We start from the raw sequence: 14,081 nt of genomic DNA, 5'->3' as shown, positions 1-14,081 counted from the left end.
TTATTCACCTATTTGCTCCATTTTTTCTGCCTGTTCTTCAATTATTAATGCGTCAATGAATTCATCTAGCTTACCCTCTAATACCTGATCTAATTTTTGCAACGTCAAACCAATTCGATGATCAGTTACTCTGCTTTGAGGGAAATTATATGTTCTGATTCTCTCTGAACGATCTCCAGTGCCAACTGCAGACTTCCTATTTTGATCAATTTCAGATTGAGCTTCTTGCTGATACTTGTCATAAATCCGAGCACGTAACACCTTCATAGCCTTTTCTTTATTCTTAATCTGAGACTTTTCATCCTGTATAGAAACAACTACACCTGTTGGCTTATGAGTCAATCTAACTGCAGAGTCTGTTGTGTTTACATGCTGTCCTCCAGCTCCACTTGCACGGTACGTATCTACTTGAATATCCTTATCATGAACGTCCACCTCTATGTCTTCTGCTTCCGGTAACACTGCTACCGTTGCAGTAGATGTATGAATTCTTCCCCCGGACTCTGTTTCAGGAACACGCTGAACACGATGTGCGCCATTCTCATACTTCAATTTTGAATATGCCCCTTTACCACTAATCATAAAAGTGATTTCCTTATATCCGCCAACACCTGTACTATTAGCTTCCATTATTTCAGTCTTCCATCCTTGATTCTCAGCGTACTTAGAATACATTCGATACAAGTCACCAGCAAATAAAGCCGCCTCATCTCCACCTGCTGCACCACGAATCTCCATAATTACGTTCTTATCATCATTTGGATCTTTCGGCAGTAGAAGAATTCTCATCTTTTCTTCTAAATCTTCCCGACTCTTTGTAAGCTCATCGATTTCAACCTTTACCATCGAATACATTTCATCGTCCAAGCTATCTTCCAGCATTTCTTTTGCATCTTTCAACTGGGATGAAACATCTGTATACTCACGATATGTCATTACGACATCTTCTAGGTCAGATTGTTCTTTGGAGTATTCACGTAACTTCTTTGTATCGCCAATAATTTCAGGGTCACTAAGCATTTCATTTAATCTGTTATAACGATCTTCCAATGATTGTAATCGATCTATCATTGTCTCCACCTCTTCCTTTATAGCAGTATAATTATAGTATACATCTATAGCTGAGGTCAAAGTCTATTCTTCATCCTCAAACAGTTCAAATTTATATTGTTGTCCTGTTGGATTATTAACTCCTTCTTCTACCACTGATATAAATATCTCTAATGGTCTTGCATATGTATCACCTTCACTATTTAGTGCATGGTATACAACTAATGTTTCGTATGTTTCGGTATGATAGCATATCTCTAATATGTAATAAAACTTACCCTTATAATGACGATAGACTGAATTCCTCTGAACTTCTCTTATCATTTGATCCTCCTATTTAAAACCAGTATTTTATCTCGAAAAAGATTGTGAATTGAAAATTAAAAGACGATTAAATCAACGATTTATGTATGTTGCTTTTCACAAACTTTTACGGTGCATTATTTATTCTGATGATTTTCTTCGATTGTCCATTTGCCGTTTATAAGATCAAACCATCTTATATCTTCTCTGAAACTATGTCTGACATTAAACGAGTTCTTTATCGGTACTTCTCTTTCAACACCATTTTCATCCCTATAATGGAAACGAACCCTTCCTTTTCTTGATAAAACAATCATTGCTTCACCAAATGTTACATAGTTTGGAACTACCGACCATTCCCAATCTGTTACACCAGATCCTAATACCACCTTTCTCCCAGCGCCCGCTTGTGTTATTGATCCATCTGGATTTTTTCTTACTCGGATATATCCGTGACTATGTGACTCTGCCTCTTCTCCAACTTTAAGTTGATCGATCATCTGCCCGGTTGTTAATACTTGTTCATCTATTTGTTCTTCCTCCTGTTTTTGACTAACCTTATTATCTATAGATTCACGCCAAACATCTAATACATCTAAGCGCATTCTTGAGAATTTAACATATTCATCATTGTTTTTTGCCATAGGTATTAACCGATCAATATTACTTATCAAATTGTTAAGAAGTTCATCTTTATTCTTTTCATTTAATTTCTTCATGTTTTCACCTCATGTTATATTTAAACTTATATACTCTTTTCCAATCTTTCTCGTATTCTTGTATTGGCTGCCCTATAGTTTGAAAACGCATCCTATTACCATCCTCATCTACTTTTGCTCCTGTAATACTTGCACCGAATGTGGAATATACTAGCTTGCCCTCTGTATTATCATGTATATTTCGCACCTTATTTCCAATCTTTAATGACATTAAATCACCTCACCTAAGTCGAAATTAGGTTTAGGATCGTATGGTTGTAATTCATGAAACATTACTTCTGACTTCTCGTGTCTAGGGTTATCAGAGTCATAAGATGATGTCAAAGTATATAGACCATCGCCAATTTTGATTATATCTCCATACCGACAATCAATTGGAAAGTCTTTAATTTCTCCAATCTTTTTGCCCTTGTCATTGTAAACTTTATATTTGTATCCTTCTCTGCCACCTGTGCCATGATAGGACTGTCTAATTTTTAGCATAGTTCCTCCTCATAAGTTAATTACTCTAACCCTTCTTCATATACGCTTCAAAATCATCTGCATTTGCGTCTCGCTTATTAATGAATAAATTATCGTCCCATTCAAATACTTCTGATTCATTTTGCTTTGCGATATGCAAACTCATATCCTCCCTGTCTGCCATACGTTCTAAGACGACCTCGATATTTCTTTTATCCATTTCTTCAAAGTCAGTAAGATAAAGTGTGACCTTGTGTATTTTTGGCATGTTTTCACCCCATAAATGAATTATTTTATCCACTTCTCCATACGTCTAAGATATTGAATATTATCAAATACCCTTTCTTTAAATTCTTTGTCTGCAGACATATTATTTTCTTCAAGCTTGCTATCAGTCACAGCTAATACTTTAAATTGCATTTCCATTATTTCTTTAATATCCATTTCATCACCTCATGTTCATGTTTAATCTCTATCATAATCTTCATGATCAACAAAATTATCTGGTAGTTGCGCCAGCAAATAAGCTACCCACATACCTACAGTCATGATTGCACACATAAGGATTATTCCGCCTAATATACTCACCATCATTATTAAAACCCTCCTTAAACTTTATGTTCTTAATAATATCTCTGTCTGGAATAATCAATTCTGGTCTAAATAACACTTTGCAATTATATAAAATATTCATTTTAATGCTTTCTGATATACATCCAATACATAATCAAAGCCCTTTGCGTTTAATCCTGATTTGCGAACTCTTTGCATCAATTGAGCATGTCTCTCAATCTCTCCACAATTCCAAGCTTCAGCTAATTTGTAACCAATATCTTGAAGTTGCTGTTCTATATTACTACTCAAAGCTATCACTCCCTAATAAATCTATCCTTTTATCTGCCAAATAACTTTTTGAAAAAACCTCTATTTCTTAGTTCTTCAGCTTTTTGCTCTGCTTGTTGTCTTGTCATATTGCCATCTTTTCTTGATATAATCTTATCTGTGTAACACTTATAAGAATCATCTTCGATATCATATTGCACATTTTCAATGCAAACACTCTCACCGCTTATATCAATCTTAGCTCCACTATTGATTTCGATATGTACGTTATCCTTACTGTAAAAAACTTGCCACTTCATTAGTTTATTCCACTTTCCCAATGTGGGGATTTTAGTGCCAAAGCAGTCTGCCATATGTGGATTGTACTGTGTTTCTTCCACCCTGCCATAAAATGCATACCTCATGTTATCACCTCATCATTTTTGATAAATTTATCCTCTTAATCAGTATATATATAATCTATAACTGCAATACCTGCATTTACCAACTCAGTAGCATCTTCAACTGTTAATACGAATTCATCAAGCGGTTTAAAAAATTGATTGTCATACGGGAACTCCATTAAAAATCTTATCTTTACCTTCATTTAACTTTCCCCTCTAGTTTCTGTCGTCTTACTGCATATCTCTAATCGATAATTTTTACTATACTTTTAGGTATCCAGTCCAATCCACCATAGCGATAAACAGCATAGCTATCTTCAAAGCTCTTTAATTCGGTAATATCAACATCCTGACCTCTTTTGTAGAAGTAATCGTTTATCCCTGAATTATAATCTTCAAGCAATATAGCCTTCATTTAATCATCTCTCGTCATAAATTATGCCATTTCTATCATCTTTCTATTTTCCGTATGAACATATGTTTCAACTCGATAACTATCTGATCGATCTGCCTTACGTTTCGCCCATGTTTCATTGGCATATAAACCAATTACTCTATTCTTCTCGTTATATACTGCATAAATGCAACCTTTCATTTTTATTCCTCCCCAGTTAAAAGCTCACTTTTAATCTAACGCATCATATCTACGTAACTCATCAACCATTTTCATAAACTTATTAGCTGCTATGCGATTTGTGAAGCTTCCTAATTTCTTATCTCCTTGATACACTACATAAGGTGTGCGTAATGAACCATCTTCTTTGATATGCTTTAGCTTCAGTTCGTTATTCATTATCTTCACCTTCTGAACTCATAATTTGACCCGATACAGCATTTGCGAATTCTAGCAATTCTTCTTTGTTTTCTTCATCTTTAAGTAAATATTCGTTTACAATCTTTGTAAAAATGTCCACTCTCATCCTCCTTCTTCAATCATCAATTCTGTCCATGAGTAACTGTAAGTACTCTTTATAAGATATTTCTTTCACAGGCTCAATCTCAAATTCTATGCTCCTTTTAGGATCACTTACTTTCTTCTTTGTTTCTTCCGCTGACTTAACTTCAACAAAGAATCTATCACCTAGCCACTGAGAAGCTTTTAAATTGTTCAATCCAAAAATATCATGGAGAGTAAAAGGGTTTACCTTGTTTTCAATCCTCTCAATTTCTACTAATCTCGGACTAATAGCCTTATACTCCTGTGTAGCTTTCTTAAACGTATGTACTCCATTTCTGTCAGCATTCTTGGTTAATTTGTCTTCATACTTTTCGTATGAATCTGTATATTGATAAAATCCAAAGCCTCTTGCTCCATAACGAGCAAAGTCGTCTAACTTAAATTCAAATTCATTTGCTATTTCCTTTAATATTTTATGCATCTTCGGTCGGCTGTCTTTTATTTCTTTTTTTGTTTTGTAATATTTACTTTCTTGATTGATCTCGAATAACGGTTCACTCAAAGCTTCCATTTCCATTCTCCTTTTTACTTTAAAGTTTAATTTTTAATTGACTACCCAATTCTCCGACGTAAGCTAAACTCTTCAACCCTGCCTTTGTGAATAAGCTGACCTAGAAGTGATTGTCCTCGCTTATATGTAAAATGCCAACAAGTGCCATCTCTTTTGTCTCTCCAGTAGATATGAGGAAAGGATTTGTTTTTAAATAAATATTTGGGAGCATCTCTTACCCTACATGTGATATGCACTCTAATATTTACAGGACTTAAAACAAATCTTCTCATCGCCTCTATTAAACAGTTACTCCAATATTCCTGAATAGAATTCACCTCCAATAAAAGTTGTGTTTTAACACAATCTATTCATACTAAAGTAAGCTGTACAGCCTTAATATATCCTCTGGTTTATGACCATCCAATTTTGGTGCGCATTTCAATTCTTTAACATCAAAATTCATCCAATATGTCACATGATAATGATATGTATAGTCCCCCTCGTCGGTAGTGATTCCTACAATGAAGTAATCGTCAAACATTGTTCCATCATCGTGCAATCTAGATTTCCAAGCTTTATCTTTATTTTGGTTACAAATAATAGAAAACAAAACCATCCGATGATCGTAAAGCTCATTAAATGTATGACTTCCGTCACTTACCTCTCCGATATCTTTTACTTCAACTGTTAGTTTTGACATTTATACTACCTCCTGTAATCTTGTTCGATGCAATAAATTCCATGTTTTAATCTATATCATTCTTCTTAAAATCCTCAATATCATCCCATCTCACCCATATATCAGAAGCCCACCAATCATAGTTGCATAACAGAAATGATTTTGAAACCATATTGACATCGATTATTTGATACCATTGGTCATTGTGCCATGCCAGTATCCGATTACCACCCCATTGGCTTAAGTTTTAATAATCACACTGCGAATTACATTTCTCTTTCGTGTGAGAAACATCTGAATGATCCATCTTCTAAATAGATAATAATCGTCGTTGTTTCAATGCCATTAGGGTTGTCAATACGCGTTTCAACTTCCACTTTTTCCAACTCGTCAATTTCATACGTTTTTGATTCTACAATTTCACTCATTCTAATTGCCTCCCATTGGTTTTAAATCCATTGTTCTGGCTGCAGACAGCTTTCTTTTCAACTCATAATTTAACTCCCATGTCTCTGCCTTTAGTCCGTGCTTGGCTAATTCTTTAATTAGATGAATTCGTTCAATCTCCGATTTATTCATGCTATACGTCCAACCTTGATTCCACGAAGCATACAACGTAAAAGTCACTTTTAATTTTACTTTTAAATAAAGTCGTTCTGTCTAAATAAGTGTCTTCCAAAGTAACTTCTAATTGATCAAATTCTTCTGTAACCGTGTATCTATGGTCATTCGTTTTATTTCTCAATTCGTCAAATTCCTTCAGTTCCCACGGTCTTCTCCCATGTTCAGCGAAGAATCTACGCTCTTTTTCTTCTGTGATTTCTGATTCAGTGGCATGGCGAAAACGTTTTTGTCTATCATTTAATGTTTCTGTTTCTACTACATCAGGGTAAACCCTAACTACTTTCTCAGGTTTGCTATATGAGTCGTGCACAACCCAATCCCCAACTTCAAACCTCGGTTCTACTTTATAACCATCATACAATGCTCTCGCTACCTTTGATGCTGACCAATCAATAATAGGACTGTCTGGTCGTTTTTTGTGTGGTTGAATATCTATCGCATAATCTATTTCCTTGTCGCTTTTATATTTGTCTAACCAATCGGATTGTTTCTGTGTAACTTTTACTTTTTCAGTCATTACTATCACCCTCCAATTCCTATAAAATCAACCAATTCTAATTGTGTTTTATCAGTTTTTATAATGTGTTCAGCACCATTTTTAATAATGTGGCATATGGCATCGTATTTGTCCTTTTCATAAGCGACTGCATATATCTTTCCGTCTATTTCTAGGAAAATATTTACCGAAGCACCAGTTAAATCTATCTGTTCACTCATTTATAATTCCTCCAATAGCTCCGGATTTTCGTATGTGTTTCCGATGATTTCTAAATCACCGCATTGGTCAGTTATATTTCCTATAGCGCAGACAACATCATCATAAGCAGTGCCCCATGAAGATTTCGCCTTATAATGGTAAGCAAAAGCCGTTATCTGTTCTGAATAAACCACTTCAGAAATCCCTTGTTTTTGTTCGTTTTCTCTCCAATCGTCACCACGGGAAAATTCTATAATGTCACCCTCATAAATTTCTTTTCCATGCTTGTCTTTTAAACCTGTGTATTGCATGATTTTTAAATTCTCGCCCAGATAACCTTCGCAAGCAAATAGGTGAGAGTAGACCGTATAATCTGCAAAATCGAATCTAGCTATATCAATCATGTGGTTGTTTTCGTTATCCCACGCTCTAAAACTAATTTCCCTCATCCCTATTCCTCCTTCAACTATCTTTTTCTTTCTGTATATTCTCTTACAATTTCATCATTTGCATTTACGATTATTAGAGGCTTTCCACTATTGTCTGCAATCATTTCCTTGGCAATTTCATCTAATTCATCTAGATCATTGCTATATTCAGCCTCGTCCCATCCGTAGTATAAATAAGCTAATGCGTATTTAAATTTAGATCCCGTATCGTCTATAAATTGTTTTTCATCAGTCATTCAGCTTCACCTTCCTTGAGTGCTTTATCAACAATTCGACCAATCTCTTCTGGGGTACACGTTACGCTGTATCTTATTTTTTCCAATTCCTCCAAAGCCTGTTTGTAGCGTTGGTTTTGTTTTTCCAATTTAATAATTTGATTGATCATCGACACATCTTGATCTTGCTTCTTTGTTCGTATCATTCAGCGTCACCCTCCTTGAGTAATTCATAGTATTTTGTCAATGCATTATGTATACCTTTAAATCTATCTTCATCCGTCAAGAACATTTCAGCATCGGTTTCCATATAGGTTTTTATCTCTTCTAAAGTCTGCTTATATTGCTGAGTCTTTTTAGATATGTTACTAGCTCTTTTTTGTTCTAACTTAGCAAGATATTCTGCTTTCGCTGCTTTCTCTTCCAGTTTTCCATCACTTTCTTTTACTTGCTCATCACTATTATAAAACTGCCTTGCTTCAAAAAATCCTTCATTAAATCCTTCGTTCCATCCATCTTCAAATCGTTTATCCATTTCTCTTCCCTCCATTAAAAGACAAATTTTAATTTAATTATTATCAACAATATCTATAGTCTCTTCTCCGTTAAACAACCATTTATTATATCCCATTTCCTGTGCTCTTTTAATAGACTTCTCTGCATCTTCTCTGGTCTCAAAATTAAATCCTTCATCATCAATTCCGAATGCAATTCCTTGCTCTCTGAAATCTTTTATTATGAACCCTGCAATTACGTCATGTAACTGTTCTTCATTAAACATTCCATTCACTTCTTTCTTTTTGAAATTCGCTTTCTACTAGTGGGTTGATGTAATCCAGGTACTCTACTAGTTCATGCTCAGAAATTGGCTGGCCAAACCTTCTGTTAAAATTCAATGGACTATCCACTCCTAGATTTACTTGATTCAACATGTTGCTTGGTGTGCTGTGGATATGTCCGTGCAGACTAAACTTTCTTGGTCTCATTCCAATCTCCATAGGGTAATGGGTCAACCAAAGCTGATAACCATTAATCTTAAAATAATCGCCCACATGATGGATATATTCAAAGTACCCATTCTGAACTAGTTTTTTCAATGTCTTAGAGTCATCGTGATTACCTTTATATAATATTATCTTTCCGTCAAGCTGATCTAAAATCGATACCCATTTATCATATCCTCCGAAGCAGAAGTCTCCTAGATGGTGAATTGTATCGCTTGGTCTTACAGTATCATTCCATGCGTCAATCATTCCTTGATTCATTTCGTCTACAGAGTCGAATGGCCGATCCTCAAACTTTAAAACGTTCCTGTGGTAAAAATGCTGATCCGATGTGAAATATGTGGCCATAATCTATATCCTCCCTTTCTTTAAAATGGTGAATTTATACTATAAAACTACTTAATTTTACTTAAAAAAAGTCAATCTCCTAAGTTTCCTAGGGATTTAATTAGTTTTCCCTCATCCTTTTTATCATTATTGCTCGGTCTCTCAATAACTTTAACGTCTTTGCATTTTTTAAATCTCAAGTGGTTTGAAGTAACACCAGCAAAGTCTTCAGCATTAACGCTTACTTCAATTAGCACACCACCGTCATCAGCATAGGTAGAGTCTGTGCGATTATCATATGTGTTAAAAAACAGTCCAACTTTTTCTTTGGCTACTATATCACTATCTAATTCGTACTTGAAGTCTTTATCATAAAAGCTGATCAATCCAACTTCTGTTTCTTTGACATATTTATAAAGTTTTGTTCCAGCTGGAAATACTTCACTAATATCAACCTCGATCATATTATCCTTAATCGTACTTAATGTCTCGATATTCCCATTGAATCTTAATACATATTTATTGTCATTTTGCTTAAAATATTTAATTGGCAACCCAGTTGCACTTGAAATCAACTCATCTACATTATTGAATACAACTGGATCATTCGCTTCAAAGTACTCATCACTCATATGTAAATTTTCGATATGATCAATTGCTTTGTCTAAACTAAACTCTTTATCCTCAATATCCTGAAATAGTAGATCATAAGAAATTCCGTACATACCTCCCAACTGATCTTTTAGCTCTTCATATGAATTAATCTCTAAATCCATACATTTCATAATGACTCTAAATAACTCTGGCTTTGAGATTGTATAATTTCTCTCCTCGTACTTTTTCGTTCTAATAACCGATATAAGAGGAAAATGAGTATTTTTATTAAATCTTAATGCTCGTTGCGAATTATGTTTAAAGAAATTATGATGGAAACTAAATTGTTCATTTTTAAAATCAAATGCTCCCATACAGATTGTGAAGTCAAATGCTTCAAATACATCATCCACACTACCAAATACATTATAATGAATCAATTGAATCTTTAATTCTTGCTCATCCACCGTCTTAATGAATGTAGTTGCCTTCTTTGTATGACTTGCAATATAGAAGTCGTCATACATGATTTCCATTAATGCTGCTACATCCTCTTTAGATCTTAAGTATACGTCAATGTCATTGATCTCACTGTTAGTGAAGATACTTGTTACTGCCCCGCCTGCAACGATAGCTTTATATTTCTTGAAATAATTAACCATATCTTTTCCTAAGTATTTATAAAGCAACTTCTTTTCGAACTCTGTAGACACCTTCTTCTCCTTAGCCAAACTTTCGTTAAGAGCATTAACCTGACTCTGTAAATTGTCTACCATTTGATTAACATCCATTTTTTAACCCCATCCTTTTTATTATCTTCATCCTATATGTATTATAATGTTACCCAATTAAATTGTCAAGCTATTATCCATTAAACTATATAAATTATCTAAATACGATGCTTTCACCTTGTAGAACGTTATAACTATTATATTTCCTTGGCCATCCTTCTTGTAAATTACTTCTATTCCTTTATAATTCTTCTTAAATCGTTTCGATCCGGCAAATCCAAGAGTGCCCTTCATGATTGTATTTATTATTTGATTCTTAGTTATATCTTTCCTTTTTGGATGTAACTTTCTTTCATCTCCATGATGTGTAAATACCAACTTAGATTCTATTTCTTTATATTTGTTCATGATGATCTCCCCTTATCTTAGATTGTGACTAATTTACCCTTGTCGAAGTTTTCTTGTAGTGACTTATCGCCCTTACATGTATACTGCCTATTCTCTTGGCGTTTCTTTACTTTTCTAATCTCGCCAATAACTTTATCCATCTCAGTTAATTGTTGCCGATACTTCTTTAGCAATGGAATAATTGGCTCCAGTAATTCAGTTTCTTCCTTTACTTTTCTTCTGTCCCGTCTGACGTGCTTGATTCTTTGAGTTGTATTCCAGCCCTGATAAGCATTCATGGGAATAAACTCTATCAAATGAAGCAAGTCTTGCTGCTCACGGTCAAGTCTGCTGACTTCTTGAATGTTATGTCCATGCCTGTCTGGAAACTGCTTGATTACATCTCTAAATAATGTAAAGCTCTTTTCAATATCATCAAATATATCTTCCATCAAAATTCCCTCCTTATATGTGTCAGCGATATTTAAAGCCGACTGTTATATCAATTAACTCAATTTAATTCCATGATTAACTTTTAATTCATTCAGCTTTTTGTCAATTTCATTTCTACTTTCGATAATAATGTTAGTTCCATTTGCCAAATCGATTAAATCTGTATTTTTCTGACCACTTTTTAAATTTGACTCATTTTCGACTACGTCATGCATGACTTTATTAATAATTTGAAGCTTACCATTCAAAAGACTGCAAACGTCTGTGAGTAGCTCTATTTTGCCTCCTGATACCATTTCCTCTTTATTGCTCATTCTTATCTCCCTTTCATTAAAATCCGTATTTTAACTTATTGTACATACTATATTGTTACCTAATTAGCTTTAAAAAAATTTGTCAACTCCATATTGACAAAGTAATATGTTCTTTCTAACCCTTCATACTTATCTATAATCCCTTGTGATTTTTGAATTGGGTGGAGTACTTCATATCCCTGTTTCTCTCTAATAACCATCTTTTGATAACACTCCTTTAACGTGAACCCATACACTTTAATCTTTCTTTCTATTTTCTGATATCTGTGTTTTGCTGCTGTTGCCCTACACTTGCCGCATATATCCTTTTTTGGCCTTCCACCAGACCCATTAACAAAATGTGCAAGATACTGTTTAGTATGTATTTCATTGCATTCATCACATTTAAAATTTAATACTTGTTGACTCGATATTGGTAAATGTTCAGCTGCTATAAGTAAATTATCATCCTCATCATTGAAACTATATCCTAAACTCTTATACTTTTCTTTATTTGTTCCAAATAATTTTACCAGTACTTGCTGTCCTTCTATCAGCATTTAACCATCCCCTTTTGTTATTATTTATTACTATACTATAAAGTCACTTAATTGTCAATAAAAAATATGCTTTAATTTATTTTTAAATCTCCAGCGATATTTTGACGTTTCTGTTATATGAAATTGATTAATTCTATCACCTCTCTTCTATTGAATAGTATTATAAGTCCAATTTAGATAAAATATCGTTACAAGTACTGATTGTATTATTTGATTCCCTCTTTTTCTTTTCGTAGGAGTGCTCAGAAATTGAGTCATCGCCATCTCTTTGAGACATTTGCCAAAAAGCATCCACTCTTTTACTTAATTTGTGTTTCTCGTCTTCAATTAATTTTCTTAGTAATTCTTTTTCTGACTCATTTAAAATCATATCAATCATCTCCTATATTGGTCGTTGCCAGTATTTAATTAATTTCAACAAACTTAAAATCTTTATACGTTGCTTCTCCACTGTCCATCAATAAATATCTCATTTCGGAACAATCGGCTTCATTCAAGCCCATCATATGAAAATAGTTGCAGTCTGGATACGACCCTAGAGATTCGAGTTTGTTATTATATTTTTCATAATCACTAATTTTAATAATTTGCTCGTCTCTCTTATCAACAATTAGATAAATCATATTATCACCTCCTGTATAAAACAAGAATTTTATTCGATTGATTCATCTAATATTATACTTATTTGACTAATTCATCTACTATTCTATTTTACCTCCATTAATAAATCTCCACGTACTCTTTGTGCAACTGTATTCAAATTAGGATTATCTATAAATTCAACCGGATATTTTCCTAAGTACCACTCACCCGTAACAACAACTTTTTCTCCTAGAATGTCATAAAACATTGGATGAAACTTTGTCTTGTCTGTGCTAACTGTATAGATGCCACCTATTTTTACTCTCAATTGTCCAACCTCCACAATCCCATACTTGAAGTTGCTTGATAGATCGGTACACCAACTAAAGACAGAAACACATCTTCAATATCATCAACTAACACGTCTTTAATATATTCACCTTTTAATGGTAGTTCATCAACAGCAATTGGGAAAGGTATATCCAGATTCATCTGCCGAGCCAAACGAGAGACATGTTCGACTCTTCTTCTGTCAGAACATACAATATACTTTTGGTCTTCGTGGGAAATCTTTATTAGTTCAGTTGTTTTCCCGCAGTTTCTACTTCCTCCCATAATCACATAACCACCCCTTTTTTTATAATCAAATCGCTCTTTTATTTGTCTGTATCCGATTCTTTATTGAACTCCTCTATCTCCTTCTTATAATTATCAAAATCTTCTTGTGTTTTAAAATCATTGAAATCAAATTTCTCACCATTGATAATATACTTGATAAAATATTCGCTTCTCTGCTTGTCATTTTTATTTTCCATAATAATCTCCTCCGATCAAACGATTCTTTTATTTAGATAAAACCAATTCCTTGTTATCTTTGATCCATTTGAAAACCTTGATCCCTACTTCAGTGTCACTCCATCCCCATTCCTCAGCTTCTAATTTAGTTTCTCTTGGTAGATGCTCATTGATAAAGTCTCTCTCATCCATTCTTGGTCTTCTTCCAACAATATCTACGAAACAATCGTTAATTTGATTAGCTCTATCTTGATCCATTGCAATTCCCCTCTCAATTCTTATAAATTGATTATTTTAACTCACTAATTATGCAAGCCTAAAGACAACTTATTCACCAATTTATCTATTTTATCTTTTAAATACTTAATCTCCAATTCTTTTTCATCAACATCCCCTTGCAAATACTCGATTTCAGCGAGTATGGTCTCTTTACTTCTGCTCATTTTAATATTCTCCCCTTCCTTTGAAATGCATGTTTTA

The 14,081-nt window shown here is 33.9% G+C and carries 39 protein-coding genes; all 39 read right to left on the bottom strand.

Annotated features, from left to right (window positions below; all coding sequences use genetic code 11):
- The 39 genes from prfA to JOC34_RS02580 all read right to left on the bottom strand — a co-directional run bounded on the left by prfA (position 1) and on the right by JOC34_RS02580 (position 14,044).
- Complete coding sequence (gene prfA, locus JOC34_RS02760) at positions 1-1,071, bottom strand: peptide chain release factor 1 (RefSeq protein WP_205135176.1); 1,071 nt, start codon at positions 1,069-1,071, stop codon at positions 1-3.
- Positions 1,072-1,134: 63 nt separating this feature from the next.
- Entirely contained in the window at positions 1,135-1,374 is a 240-nt protein-coding gene (locus JOC34_RS02755) for a DUF1653 domain-containing protein (protein ID WP_205135175.1), read from the bottom strand.
- A 116-nt stretch (positions 1,375-1,490) separates the two neighbouring features.
- A complete protein-coding gene (locus JOC34_RS02750; RefSeq protein WP_205135174.1) occupies positions 1,491-2,072 on the bottom strand; it encodes a hypothetical protein in 582 nt (193 codons plus the stop codon).
- Between the two features lie 4 nt (positions 2,073-2,076).
- Positions 2,077-2,283 carry a hypothetical protein gene (locus JOC34_RS02745; RefSeq protein WP_205135173.1) on the bottom strand — a complete coding sequence of 69 codons (207 nt, stop codon included), beginning with the start codon at positions 2,281-2,283 and terminating at the stop codon, positions 2,077-2,079.
- A complete protein-coding gene (locus JOC34_RS02740) occupies positions 2,283-2,555 on the bottom strand; it encodes a hypothetical protein (protein WP_205135172.1) in 273 nt (90 codons plus the stop codon). Before JOC34_RS02740 ends, JOC34_RS02745 begins: the two co-directional genes overlap by 1 nt.
- A 25-nt stretch (positions 2,556-2,580) precedes the next feature.
- On the bottom strand, positions 2,581-2,802 hold the full coding sequence (locus tag JOC34_RS02735; RefSeq protein WP_205135171.1) for a hypothetical protein: 222 nt from the start codon (positions 2,800-2,802) through the stop codon (positions 2,581-2,583).
- Positions 2,803-2,822: 20 nt separating this feature from the next.
- On the bottom strand, positions 2,823-2,978 hold the full coding sequence (locus tag JOC34_RS02730; RefSeq protein WP_205135170.1) for a hypothetical protein: 156 nt from the start codon (positions 2,976-2,978) through the stop codon (positions 2,823-2,825).
- A 21-nt stretch (positions 2,979-2,999) separates the two neighbouring features.
- Complete coding sequence (locus JOC34_RS21950) at positions 3,000-3,128, bottom strand: hypothetical protein (protein WP_275577667.1); 129 nt, start codon at positions 3,126-3,128, stop codon at positions 3,000-3,002.
- A gap of 96 nt (positions 3,129-3,224) precedes the next feature.
- Positions 3,225-3,398: a hypothetical protein gene (locus JOC34_RS02725; RefSeq protein WP_205135169.1), complete on the bottom strand. Its 174-nt coding sequence runs from the start codon at positions 3,396-3,398 to the stop codon at positions 3,225-3,227.
- A gap of 29 nt (positions 3,399-3,427) precedes the next feature.
- Positions 3,428-3,781: a hypothetical protein gene (locus JOC34_RS02720; protein ID WP_205135168.1), complete on the bottom strand. Its 354-nt coding sequence runs from the start codon at positions 3,779-3,781 to the stop codon at positions 3,428-3,430.
- Between the two features lie 35 nt (positions 3,782-3,816).
- A complete protein-coding gene (locus tag JOC34_RS02715) occupies positions 3,817-3,963 on the bottom strand; it encodes a hypothetical protein (RefSeq protein ID WP_205135167.1) in 147 nt (48 codons plus the stop codon).
- A 41-nt stretch (positions 3,964-4,004) separates the two neighbouring features.
- Positions 4,005-4,175: a hypothetical protein gene (locus tag JOC34_RS02710; RefSeq protein WP_205135166.1), complete on the bottom strand. Its 171-nt coding sequence runs from the start codon at positions 4,173-4,175 to the stop codon at positions 4,005-4,007.
- 21 nt (positions 4,176-4,196) lie between these two features.
- On the bottom strand, positions 4,197-4,355 hold the full coding sequence (locus JOC34_RS02705) for a hypothetical protein (RefSeq protein ID WP_205135165.1): 159 nt from the start codon (positions 4,353-4,355) through the stop codon (positions 4,197-4,199).
- A gap of 30 nt (positions 4,356-4,385) precedes the next feature.
- Positions 4,386-4,553 (bottom strand): hypothetical protein, encoded by a 168-nt coding sequence (locus JOC34_RS02700; RefSeq protein WP_205135164.1) that lies wholly within the window; start codon positions 4,551-4,553, stop codon positions 4,386-4,388.
- On the bottom strand, positions 4,546-4,680 hold the full coding sequence (locus JOC34_RS21945) for a hypothetical protein (protein WP_275577666.1): 135 nt from the start codon (positions 4,678-4,680) through the stop codon (positions 4,546-4,548). The genes JOC34_RS02700 and JOC34_RS21945 overlap by 8 nt, the downstream gene beginning before the upstream one ends.
- Positions 4,681-4,689: 9 nt before the next feature.
- The gene (locus JOC34_RS02695) at positions 4,690-5,229 is read right to left on the bottom strand and encodes a hypothetical protein (protein WP_205135163.1); all 540 of its coding nucleotides are present in this window, start codon (positions 5,227-5,229) and stop codon (positions 4,690-4,692) included.
- A 355-nt stretch (positions 5,230-5,584) separates the two neighbouring features.
- Entirely contained in the window at positions 5,585-5,911 is a 327-nt protein-coding gene (locus JOC34_RS02690) for a WDGH domain-containing protein (protein WP_205135947.1), read from the bottom strand.
- Positions 5,912-6,156: 245 nt separating this feature from the next.
- Positions 6,157-6,318: a hypothetical protein gene (locus tag JOC34_RS02685; protein WP_205135162.1), complete on the bottom strand. Its 162-nt coding sequence runs from the start codon at positions 6,316-6,318 to the stop codon at positions 6,157-6,159.
- 1 nt (position 6,319) lies between these two features.
- On the bottom strand, positions 6,320-6,469 hold the full coding sequence (locus tag JOC34_RS02680; RefSeq protein ID WP_205135161.1) for a hypothetical protein: 150 nt from the start codon (positions 6,467-6,469) through the stop codon (positions 6,320-6,322).
- A gap of 1 nt (position 6,470) precedes the next feature.
- A complete protein-coding gene (locus JOC34_RS02675) occupies positions 6,471-7,031 on the bottom strand; it encodes a hypothetical protein (RefSeq protein ID WP_205135160.1) in 561 nt (186 codons plus the stop codon).
- Between the two features lie 5 nt (positions 7,032-7,036).
- On the bottom strand, positions 7,037-7,231 hold the full coding sequence (locus tag JOC34_RS02670; RefSeq protein WP_205135159.1) for a hypothetical protein: 195 nt from the start codon (positions 7,229-7,231) through the stop codon (positions 7,037-7,039).
- Entirely contained in the window at positions 7,232-7,660 is a 429-nt protein-coding gene (locus tag JOC34_RS02665; protein ID WP_205135158.1) for a YopX family protein, read from the bottom strand.
- A 17-nt stretch (positions 7,661-7,677) separates the two neighbouring features.
- Positions 7,678-7,896, bottom strand: coding sequence for a hypothetical protein (locus JOC34_RS02660; RefSeq protein WP_205135157.1), 219 nt, complete (start codon positions 7,894-7,896; stop codon positions 7,678-7,680).
- Positions 7,893-8,081, bottom strand: coding sequence for a hypothetical protein (locus tag JOC34_RS02655; RefSeq protein WP_205135156.1), 189 nt, complete (start codon positions 8,079-8,081; stop codon positions 7,893-7,895). The genes JOC34_RS02660 and JOC34_RS02655 overlap by 4 nt, the downstream gene beginning before the upstream one ends.
- Positions 8,078-8,410 carry a hypothetical protein gene (locus tag JOC34_RS02650; RefSeq protein ID WP_205135155.1) on the bottom strand — a complete coding sequence of 111 codons (333 nt, stop codon included), beginning with the start codon at positions 8,408-8,410 and terminating at the stop codon, positions 8,078-8,080. Before JOC34_RS02650 ends, JOC34_RS02655 begins: the two co-directional genes overlap by 4 nt.
- A gap of 33 nt (positions 8,411-8,443) precedes the next feature.
- Positions 8,444-8,656, bottom strand: a complete 213-nt coding sequence (locus tag JOC34_RS02645) for a hypothetical protein (protein WP_205135154.1) — start codon at positions 8,654-8,656, stop codon at positions 8,444-8,446.
- On the bottom strand, positions 8,649-9,227 hold the full coding sequence (locus JOC34_RS02640) for a metallophosphoesterase (protein ID WP_205135153.1): 579 nt from the start codon (positions 9,225-9,227) through the stop codon (positions 8,649-8,651). The genes JOC34_RS02645 and JOC34_RS02640 overlap by 8 nt, the downstream gene beginning before the upstream one ends.
- Before the next feature lie 71 nt (positions 9,228-9,298).
- Positions 9,299-10,513, bottom strand: coding sequence for a Gabija anti-defense Gad2 family protein (locus JOC34_RS02635; RefSeq protein WP_205135152.1), 1,215 nt, complete (start codon positions 10,511-10,513; stop codon positions 9,299-9,301).
- 135 nt (positions 10,514-10,648) lie between these two features.
- On the bottom strand, positions 10,649-10,939 hold the full coding sequence (locus JOC34_RS02630) for a hypothetical protein (RefSeq protein WP_205135151.1): 291 nt from the start codon (positions 10,937-10,939) through the stop codon (positions 10,649-10,651).
- A gap of 17 nt (positions 10,940-10,956) precedes the next feature.
- On the bottom strand, positions 10,957-11,370 hold the full coding sequence (locus JOC34_RS02625) for a hypothetical protein (RefSeq protein WP_205135150.1): 414 nt from the start codon (positions 11,368-11,370) through the stop codon (positions 10,957-10,959).
- A gap of 54 nt (positions 11,371-11,424) precedes the next feature.
- The gene (locus JOC34_RS02620) at positions 11,425-11,685 is read right to left on the bottom strand and encodes a hypothetical protein (RefSeq protein ID WP_205135149.1); all 261 of its coding nucleotides are present in this window, start codon (positions 11,683-11,685) and stop codon (positions 11,425-11,427) included.
- A gap of 59 nt (positions 11,686-11,744) precedes the next feature.
- The gene (locus tag JOC34_RS02615; RefSeq protein ID WP_205135148.1) at positions 11,745-12,224 is read right to left on the bottom strand and encodes a hypothetical protein; all 480 of its coding nucleotides are present in this window, start codon (positions 12,222-12,224) and stop codon (positions 11,745-11,747) included.
- Positions 12,225-12,384: 160 nt separating this feature from the next.
- Entirely contained in the window at positions 12,385-12,594 is a 210-nt protein-coding gene (locus JOC34_RS02610; RefSeq protein WP_205135147.1) for a hypothetical protein, read from the bottom strand.
- A 34-nt stretch (positions 12,595-12,628) separates the two neighbouring features.
- On the bottom strand, positions 12,629-12,847 hold the full coding sequence (locus JOC34_RS02605) for a hypothetical protein (RefSeq protein ID WP_205135146.1): 219 nt from the start codon (positions 12,845-12,847) through the stop codon (positions 12,629-12,631).
- Positions 12,848-12,930: 83 nt separating this feature from the next.
- Positions 12,931-13,134, bottom strand: a complete 204-nt coding sequence (locus JOC34_RS02600) for a hypothetical protein (RefSeq protein ID WP_205135145.1) — start codon at positions 13,132-13,134, stop codon at positions 12,931-12,933.
- The gene (locus tag JOC34_RS02595; protein ID WP_205135144.1) at positions 13,131-13,421 is read right to left on the bottom strand and encodes a hypothetical protein; all 291 of its coding nucleotides are present in this window, start codon (positions 13,419-13,421) and stop codon (positions 13,131-13,133) included. The genes JOC34_RS02600 and JOC34_RS02595 overlap by 4 nt, the downstream gene beginning before the upstream one ends.
- Before the next feature lie 41 nt (positions 13,422-13,462).
- Positions 13,463-13,621 (bottom strand): hypothetical protein, encoded by a 159-nt coding sequence (locus tag JOC34_RS02590; protein WP_205135143.1) that lies wholly within the window; start codon positions 13,619-13,621, stop codon positions 13,463-13,465.
- 28 nt (positions 13,622-13,649) lie between these two features.
- Entirely contained in the window at positions 13,650-13,859 is a 210-nt protein-coding gene (locus tag JOC34_RS02585) for a hypothetical protein (RefSeq protein WP_205135142.1), read from the bottom strand.
- Between the two features lie 44 nt (positions 13,860-13,903).
- Entirely contained in the window at positions 13,904-14,044 is a 141-nt protein-coding gene (locus JOC34_RS02580; protein WP_205135141.1) for a hypothetical protein, read from the bottom strand.
- Between the last annotated feature and the right edge of the window lie 37 nt (positions 14,045-14,081).

The sequence above is a fragment of the Virgibacillus halotolerans genome (assembly GCF_016908515.1).
Classification (GTDB): Bacteria; Bacillota; Bacilli; order Bacillales; family Amphibacillaceae; genus Virgibacillus_M; species Virgibacillus_M halotolerans.
Note: the sequence above shows the minus strand (reverse complement) of the source record. Positions and strands in the feature narration are given on the sequence as shown.

Excerpts from the sequence above, each read along its gene's own strand:
- JOC34_RS02750 (WP_205135174.1), bottom strand. The coding sequence starts at position 2,072 with ATGAAGAAATTAAATGAAAAGAATAAAGATGAACTTCTTAACAATTTG.
- JOC34_RS02710 (WP_205135166.1), bottom strand. The coding sequence starts at position 4,175 with ATGAAGGCTATATTGCTTGAAGATTATAATTCAGGGATAAACGATTAC.
- JOC34_RS02585 (WP_205135142.1), bottom strand. The coding sequence starts at position 13,859 with ATGGATCAAGATAGAGCTAATCAAATTAACGATTGTTTCGTAGATATT.
- JOC34_RS02745 (WP_205135173.1), bottom strand. The coding sequence starts at position 2,283 with ATGTCATTAAAGATTGGAAATAAGGTGCGAAATATACATGATAATACA.
- JOC34_RS02630 (WP_205135151.1), bottom strand. The coding sequence starts at position 10,939 with ATGAACAAATATAAAGAAATAGAATCTAAGTTGGTATTTACACATCAT.
- JOC34_RS02715 (WP_205135167.1), bottom strand. The coding sequence starts at position 3,963 with ATGAAGGTAAAGATAAGATTTTTAATGGAGTTCCCGTATGACAATCAA.
- JOC34_RS02660 (WP_205135157.1), bottom strand. The coding sequence starts at position 7,896 with ATGACTGATGAAAAACAATTTATAGACGATACGGGATCTAAATTTAAA.
- JOC34_RS02690 (WP_205135947.1), bottom strand. The coding sequence starts at position 5,911 with ATGTCAAAACTAACAGTTGAAGTAAAAGATATCGGAGAGGTAAGTGAC.
- JOC34_RS02605 (WP_205135146.1), bottom strand. The coding sequence starts at position 12,847 with ATGATTTATCTAATTGTTGATAAGAGAGACGAGCAAATTATTAAAATT.
- JOC34_RS02755 (WP_205135175.1), bottom strand. The coding sequence starts at position 1,374 with ATGATAAGAGAAGTTCAGAGGAATTCAGTCTATCGTCATTATAAGGGT.
- JOC34_RS02640 (WP_205135153.1), bottom strand. The coding sequence starts at position 9,227 with ATGGCCACATATTTCACATCGGATCAGCATTTTTACCACAGGAACGTT.
- JOC34_RS02590 (WP_205135143.1), bottom strand. The coding sequence starts at position 13,621 with ATGGAAAATAAAAATGACAAGCAGAGAAGCGAATATTTTATCAAGTAT.
- JOC34_RS02625 (WP_205135150.1), bottom strand. The coding sequence starts at position 11,370 with ATGGAAGATATATTTGATGATATTGAAAAGAGCTTTACATTATTTAGA.
- JOC34_RS02685 (WP_205135162.1), bottom strand. The coding sequence starts at position 6,318 with ATGAGTGAAATTGTAGAATCAAAAACGTATGAAATTGACGAGTTGGAA.
- JOC34_RS02655 (WP_205135156.1), bottom strand. The coding sequence starts at position 8,081 with ATGATACGAACAAAGAAGCAAGATCAAGATGTGTCGATGATCAATCAA.
- JOC34_RS02620 (WP_205135149.1), bottom strand. The coding sequence starts at position 11,685 with ATGAGCAATAAAGAGGAAATGGTATCAGGAGGCAAAATAGAGCTACTC.
- JOC34_RS02705 (WP_205135165.1), bottom strand. The coding sequence starts at position 4,355 with ATGAAAGGTTGCATTTATGCAGTATATAACGAGAAGAATAGAGTAATT.
- JOC34_RS02645 (WP_205135154.1), bottom strand. The coding sequence starts at position 8,656 with ATGTTTAATGAAGAACAGTTACATGACGTAATTGCAGGGTTCATAATA.
- JOC34_RS02650 (WP_205135155.1), bottom strand. The coding sequence starts at position 8,410 with ATGGATAAACGATTTGAAGATGGATGGAACGAAGGATTTAATGAAGGA.
- JOC34_RS02695 (WP_205135163.1), bottom strand. The coding sequence starts at position 5,229 with ATGGAAGCTTTGAGTGAACCGTTATTCGAGATCAATCAAGAAAGTAAA.
- JOC34_RS02730 (WP_205135170.1), bottom strand. The coding sequence starts at position 2,978 with ATGGATATTAAAGAAATAATGGAAATGCAATTTAAAGTATTAGCTGTG.
- JOC34_RS02610 (WP_205135147.1), bottom strand. The coding sequence starts at position 12,594 with ATGATTTTAAATGAGTCAGAAAAAGAATTACTAAGAAAATTAATTGAA.
- JOC34_RS02595 (WP_205135144.1), bottom strand. The coding sequence starts at position 13,421 with ATGGGAGGAAGTAGAAACTGCGGGAAAACAACTGAACTAATAAAGATT.
- prfA (WP_205135176.1), bottom strand. The coding sequence starts at position 1,071 with ATGATAGATCGATTACAATCATTGGAAGATCGTTATAACAGATTAAAT.
- JOC34_RS02720 (WP_205135168.1), bottom strand. The coding sequence starts at position 3,781 with ATGAGGTATGCATTTTATGGCAGGGTGGAAGAAACACAGTACAATCCA.
- JOC34_RS02735 (WP_205135171.1), bottom strand. The coding sequence starts at position 2,802 with ATGCCAAAAATACACAAGGTCACACTTTATCTTACTGACTTTGAAGAA.
- JOC34_RS02665 (WP_205135158.1), bottom strand. The coding sequence starts at position 7,660 with ATGAGGGAAATTAGTTTTAGAGCGTGGGATAACGAAAACAACCACATG.
- JOC34_RS02670 (WP_205135159.1), bottom strand. The coding sequence starts at position 7,231 with ATGAGTGAACAGATAGATTTAACTGGTGCTTCGGTAAATATTTTCCTA.
- JOC34_RS02680 (WP_205135161.1), bottom strand. The coding sequence starts at position 6,469 with ATGAATAAATCGGAGATTGAACGAATTCATCTAATTAAAGAATTAGCC.
- JOC34_RS02740 (WP_205135172.1), bottom strand. The coding sequence starts at position 2,555 with ATGCTAAAAATTAGACAGTCCTATCATGGCACAGGTGGCAGAGAAGGA.
- JOC34_RS21950 (WP_275577667.1), bottom strand. The coding sequence starts at position 3,128 with ATGATGGTGAGTATATTAGGCGGAATAATCCTTATGTGTGCAATCATG.
- JOC34_RS02615 (WP_205135148.1), bottom strand. The coding sequence starts at position 12,224 with ATGCTGATAGAAGGACAGCAAGTACTGGTAAAATTATTTGGAACAAAT.
- JOC34_RS02675 (WP_205135160.1), bottom strand. The coding sequence starts at position 7,031 with ATGACTGAAAAAGTAAAAGTTACACAGAAACAATCCGATTGGTTAGAC.
- JOC34_RS02580 (WP_205135141.1), bottom strand. The coding sequence starts at position 14,044 with ATGAGCAGAAGTAAAGAGACCATACTCGCTGAAATCGAGTATTTGCAA.
- JOC34_RS02700 (WP_205135164.1), bottom strand. The coding sequence starts at position 4,553 with ATGAATAACGAACTGAAGCTAAAGCATATCAAAGAAGATGGTTCATTA.
- JOC34_RS21945 (WP_275577666.1), bottom strand. The coding sequence starts at position 4,680 with ATGAGAGTGGACATTTTTACAAAGATTGTAAACGAATATTTACTTAAA.